This window comes from Pseudoalteromonas sp. TB51 (assembly GCF_000498055.1).
Lineage (GTDB): Bacteria > Pseudomonadota > Gammaproteobacteria > Enterobacterales > Alteromonadaceae > Pseudoalteromonas > Pseudoalteromonas atlantica.
In genome coordinates this window covers 1-5,679 of the sequence record NZ_AUTO01000194.1, presented here as the reverse complement: position 1 = coordinate 5,679, position 5,679 = coordinate 1, and the positions used below count along the sequence as shown (strand labels likewise).

Sequence of the window (5,679 nt, the reverse complement as noted above, 5' to 3'; positions counted from 1 at the left end):
TGGCCGTATTTAACGTGCTTGCAGCAATGATAAGAGACACAGAAGCCGCGAGTTGGCTCTTTTTAAAATTGAATGTGTTCATAATAGCTCTGCTTTATAAAATGTTGTTGTGTAGCAATAGGCGCCATGCGCCTATTGTAGTGTGTTTTTATGGATTCGCGATAATCACGTTATCTATGCGGTATAATGCGCCGTTGCCCATATCCCACGTAGGAAATACCATGAGCACGTTTATAGCGCTAATATCTAAGCCCGCATCAAATAGTTGCCCAATAGGGAAGGTGTATGTTTGCCATTCGCCTGTAACAGGTGTTTGCCCTTCATTGCTTTGCGTTAATGCCAGCTCTACTGCGCTTGAAGCGCCAATTGATTCAATTTTAAATAACCATTGTGCATCCACGTTTGAGGGTGCTGTTATTACTTTTAAATCAAACTGTACAACGCCATTTTCTAACAGGGCTGATGCATCAAACGATACGTCTTCATCGGCTAAAAAGCCCATTACAGTAGGTGTTGCACCAATGCTAAACTGAGCCACTGCGCCGTGCTGATCATCGTCGGTTTCTGTTGTAGGTGTTGAACCACCACAGCAATCCCATATGCTCCACTGATCGGCGACTGTATCTGTAAATACGTTTAGCTCACCAGAGGCAACGGGCGCTGCATTAGGGTTGTAAATTTTAACATTATCTACACGGTAAACCGCGCCTTCACCTGCGCCCCATGCCGGAAAAATCATAAGTACATCAATTGCACTTACATCAAGGCCTGCACCTGCGAGATCTGATAACTTAAATGTATAAGTTTGCCACTCGCCAGTCACTGGCGCTACACCTTCAACACTTTGCGTTAGTTCAAGTTCTGCAAATGAAGTTGCACCATTTGCTTCTACTTTAAATAACCACGCAGTTGAAGGGTCGCTAGGGGTAGACGTTACTTTTAAATCAAACTGAATAACGCCTTCATCTAAAATGCTGCTTGCATCAAATGACTCACCTGCACCACCTACTTCAACACGGCTGTTAAAGCCCATAACTGTAGGCTCTGCACCAATACTGAATTCAGCGGTTACACCGTGCGCTTCATCATCTACCACTTCGATAGGCGTTGAGCCACCACAACAATCCCACATTGGCCATGCTAGGTTTTGCTCATCTTCAAAAATAGTTAGCTCTGGTGATGCGCCTAGGTTGTCTTGTGTAATCTCAACGTCGTCAATTAAAAAGGTTGCGCCTTCGCCCGTGCCCCACTCAGGAAATACCATAAGTACGTCAATTGCGCTGATATCTAAATCTAAGTCAGCAAGGTCAGAAAGTAAAAATGTATAGGTTTGCCACTGACCTACTACAGGTGCTTGGCCTTCAACGCTACTTGTAAGCGGCATATCAGCATCGCTTGAGGCTTCTGTGCTTTCAAGTTTTACAAACCAAGGTGTGTCTGGCACGCTTGGTGCGCTGGTTACTTTCATTTTAAAGCGTACGTAGCCTTCTTCTAGCATAGGTGATGCATCAAAAGGTGTTGCAGCGCCGTTTTCGTCAGTAATAAATGCATCGCGGCTAATAAAACCAACCACTGTAGGCTCGCTGCCTATTGTAAATTCAACAACGTCGCCTTGCTCTTCATCACTTACAATAGCAGGTGTAGAGCCACCACAACAATCCCATGCTGGCCAGTTAGGGTTTAAGCTGTCGCCAAAAATAGTTAACGGTGTAGCAATACCTGTAGATGGCGGGCTAGGAATAGGCGCTTCGCCCTCTAGCAGGGCATCGTCTAGGCTATCGTAACCAGGGCGAATAGTTTCACACCCTTTGCCGGTATCTGGGTTTGATGCACATTGATAAACACGTACGTAGTCAATTGCAAATGTTTGGCCGTTTTCAAATGCGCTGGCATCTACGCCTAACTCATTTACGTTTTCAGGCCAGTCGCCGCCTACTGCTAAATTTAACAGTAAGTGAAAGTCTTTATCGTAAGGAGCGCTATCCCAATGAGTTTCTAGCTCGCCAGAACCTTGTTCAAAATACTCTGCAAACCAACCGCGATGTTTCAAACCTGCTGCTTCGCCTTTGGAATTATATAATACTTCTGATTGGCGCTGTGTGGCATATAGGTAGCCATCAACGTACCAGCGTATTTCACCTTCTTGCCACTCTACTGCGTAAGTATGAAAGTCATCTGCTGGGTTGCTATCTTCAGGAAATTTGTACTCTTGGCCTGTGTAGCTGTTATCTGGCCATGCACGGCCGTAATGCAATGTGCCATGAATGCTTGATTCAACACCGCCATCTTCGTCAGCGGTTTTTAGGTTTACTGATTCTAAAACATCAATTTCGCCTGAGCGTGGCCATGTACCGTATTCTTCATCGGTTGGTAGCATCCAAAACGCAGGCCAGCTGCCTTGCCCCGAAGGGAGCTTTGCACGTACTTCAAAGCGGCCATAAGTAAAGTCAGCATTGTAACGGGTATTTAAACGCGCAGAAGTGTAGGGCTTTTCAGCGCCTTCTGTTGCGGGTAGGGCAACAATGTTTAACACACCGTCTTGTATAAAGGCGTTTTCTTCGTTATCGGTGTAACATTGTTTTTCGTTGTTACCACCGCCATCGCAGTTTAATTCAAAGTTCCACTTATTAGTATCAATGGCTGAGTCTTCAAACTCGTCGCTCCATACTAGTTGCCAATCTGAAACTGGCTCAGAAGCGTCGATATTTTCAAAATTAGATGTTGTGGCAGAGTCGCCACCACAGCCAGCTAAAGACGCTAACGAAATNAAATAGCAGCCAATAAGCGAGCAATGTGTGTTTTTTCAATGTTCATAGCTGAACCCCGGTTTCACAGATTGTTGTCAGAATGTGTGTTTAAACTTATTAAAAAGAACTATATTTATTTTTGTAAGCGCTTACATTTATCATGTGTTTTTGTAAGCGCTTACAAATAATATTGCGCACTACGTAAATGGTCAACATATTTGTGTGTTTTATTTACATTTAGTTTACGGTAAGACCAGTTTACCAATTGGAGTTATTAATTAAATCGCTAATAAATTTAACAGCTTACATTATTTGTAATGTTGCATTTTTAATACATGTATTAATATTTTACTTAATTGGTAAATATAAAAGTTACCTGTAGCAATTACGTTTAGCGCTAATTGCGATGATTTACCCGTATTAGGCTAACTATATGGCGTGTAATTTTGCTTTTTTACAAAAAACGAAAGTTAAAAAAGTGAAAGTGGTATAGCATTCAATAGGTTAGTAAACCCTTTAAAGCGCTTAGCTTGTAAAGGTTAAATTATAGGGGGTAAGGCTTTGGCGGGGTTTAATAAGGTAAATGTGTAAATTTAAATACGCATTTACCTCTTAATTTATTGTTTATTTTAATAGTATTGTAGCCACTTGAAATGGAAGCTTATTTACGTTTAAACGGCATAATTAGCAAGCCCCACAGCGAGGCGTTTTGCTGCGGGTTAGGGTATTCTTTTAAGCCTATATCTATGTCGTTATCGGCTTTTTGCGCTTCATTTTTGTAACTACCAAACAGTTTATCCCACCAAATAACGCTAAATCCATAGTTTGAATTGGTTTCGCTCACGCGCTGGCTATGATGAATACGGTGCAGTATTTGGGTCATTAATATGAGCCGAAGTGGTTTTTCTATGGCATTGGGTAAACGTATATTGGCGTGGTTAAACAGCGCTAAGCCATTAAGTGCTATTTCAAATATTAATACTGCAATAGCAGGTACTCCTAAAGCGGTAACAACAATCAATTTTATAACAATACTGAGCACAATTTCGATAGGGTGAAAACGCAAACCTGTGCTGGTATCTACATGGGCATCGGCGTGGTGCACACGGTGCAAACGCCACAAAATAGGCACTTGATGAAAAAGCCGGTGCTGCCAATAAATAACTATATCTAGCAGTAATATGCTTAAAATAATAGCAACACCACTTGGTGTGGCTATTTGATTAAATAAACCGATACCCTGCTCTTGGTTATAAAGCGCTACGGCAGTTAAGCCTATTGGCACACTTAAGCGAGCAATTACAGAGGCTGCAAACACCAGTCCAAAATTTGCCAACCATCGGGTGGTACTTTTTATCGGCGATTTACGGGCGGGCATACGCGATTCTAGTAGCATCATAATAACCAAGATGCTAAAGAAGAACCCTAATCGCCACCAAATTTCATTACTCATTGGTTTGTTTAACCTCATCAGCTTCTTGGCGTTTAAGCGTGTTATACCCACCATGTATACGTGTAAAAATAGTAATAGCGCACGCAGTGGCAAAAATACTCGCCATTAGGGCAAAGTGCTGCGGCCAAATACAAAAGGCAATAAACAGCGCGATGGTTTCTGTGCCTTCGGTTAAACCATTTAAATAGTAAAAACTTTTGTATTTAAACTGGGGTTTTTCGAGCTTAAATTTTTCGGCGGCTATGGCAAAGGCTAAAAAGCTTGAGCCAGTGCCTATAAAGGTGGCCAGTAATATGCTACCTGCAATGGCGTTTTGCTCGGGGTTTGCCAAAATAAAGCCAAGCGGAATTGCCGCATAAAATAAAAAGTCGAGGGTAATATCTAAAAAGCCGCCAGCGCTTGAACTTAAATTTGCATGGCGTGCTAATGCGCCATCTAGCCCATCTAAAATACGATTTAAAGCAATAGCCGTTAACGCTGCGTACCACATTTCATACGCAATTAATGGCACAGCTAATAGGCCTATTAAAAAGCCTGCCACAGTAAGTTGGTGGGGCGTTATACCGCGTTTGTGCATTAACGCTACAACAGGGGTTAACAGTGGCTTTATTACTGGGGTGATGTATTTGTCTAACATGCTTGGTGCCTTGTGCTTTTTGTGCGTTTACTTGGCTAAATTTAAGGTGAGTAGTTTGCCGTTTGCGGCCTCTGCATCGCTATGATCGTGAGTTACCATAATAGCGGGCAATTTATGCTCGCGTATTTGGCTAAATACTAGCTCGCGCGTATCTACTCTTAATTGGGTGTCGAGCTTGCTAAAGGGCTCATCAAGCAAAATAGCTTTTGGCTCGCTCAATAGCATACGCAATAAAGCAACACGGGCTTGTTGCCCACCAGAGAGGTTGTCGGGGTGGCGATTAGCCATGCCTTTTAATCCAATTTGTTCAAGGGCGTGCTCTATTTTTTCAAGGCGCTGTTTTTTATTGCCTTTAGGCATAGCAAAGGCAATGTTACCGCTTACCGATAAATGCGAAAATAATAACGCATCTTGATAAAGCACGCCTATGTGGCGTAAATGTGCGGGCAAGTTATTAATATTTTCGCCGTTAAGCCACACTTCGCCATTTGCGCTAAAACCACTGGGTAATGTGCCGGTAAGCCAATTTAATAAACTTGATTTACCACTGCCTGATGGCCCCATAACAGTGAGTATTTCGCCGCCTTTTACCTGCTCGTTTAAGCTAAGTAATTGTTGGTTTTGACGATAAAGCTCACAATTTTTAATCTCTAAAGATGACTGCATTAAAAACCTTTTAATTTATGGGTTAGCGATGGGCGCTTTTAAAAAAGTACTTAGGTAACACCCACGCCAGTATAAAGCCAATGAGTGGCAATGCCATTTGCATAATGGCATACACCGCACTGGTGCGCCTACTTGCGCCATTAGCAAGGGTAACCGCTTCGGTTGTTATGGTTGCT

Annotated in this window: 4 protein-coding genes; all 4 read right to left on the bottom strand. The window is 42.5% G+C overall.

Going from position 1 to position 5,679, the window contains the following annotated elements:
- Positions 1–148: 148 nt before the first annotated feature.
- The 4 genes from L650_RS0110295 to L650_RS0110280 all read right to left on the bottom strand — a co-directional run bounded on the left by L650_RS0110295 (position 149) and on the right by L650_RS0110280 (position 5,503).
- Positions 149–2,533: a glycoside hydrolase family 16 protein gene (locus tag L650_RS0110295; RefSeq protein ID WP_262974673.1), complete on the bottom strand. Its 2,385-nt coding sequence runs from the start codon at positions 2,531–2,533 to the stop codon at positions 149–151.
- 875 nt (positions 2,534–3,408) lie between these two features.
- Positions 3,409–4,200 carry a sterol desaturase family protein gene (locus L650_RS0110290; RefSeq protein WP_029773051.1) on the bottom strand — a complete coding sequence of 264 codons (792 nt, stop codon included), beginning with the start codon at positions 4,198–4,200 and terminating at the stop codon, positions 3,409–3,411.
- On the bottom strand, positions 4,193–4,837 hold the full coding sequence (locus L650_RS0110285; protein ID WP_029773050.1) for a CDP-alcohol phosphatidyltransferase family protein: 645 nt from the start codon (positions 4,835–4,837) through the stop codon (positions 4,193–4,195). Before L650_RS0110285 ends, L650_RS0110290 begins: the two co-directional genes overlap by 8 nt.
- Before the next feature lie 27 nt (positions 4,838–4,864).
- Positions 4,865–5,503: an ATP-binding cassette domain-containing protein gene (locus L650_RS0110280; RefSeq protein ID WP_029773049.1), complete on the bottom strand. Its 639-nt coding sequence runs from the start codon at positions 5,501–5,503 to the stop codon at positions 4,865–4,867.
- Positions 5,504–5,679: the final 176 nt, after the last annotated feature.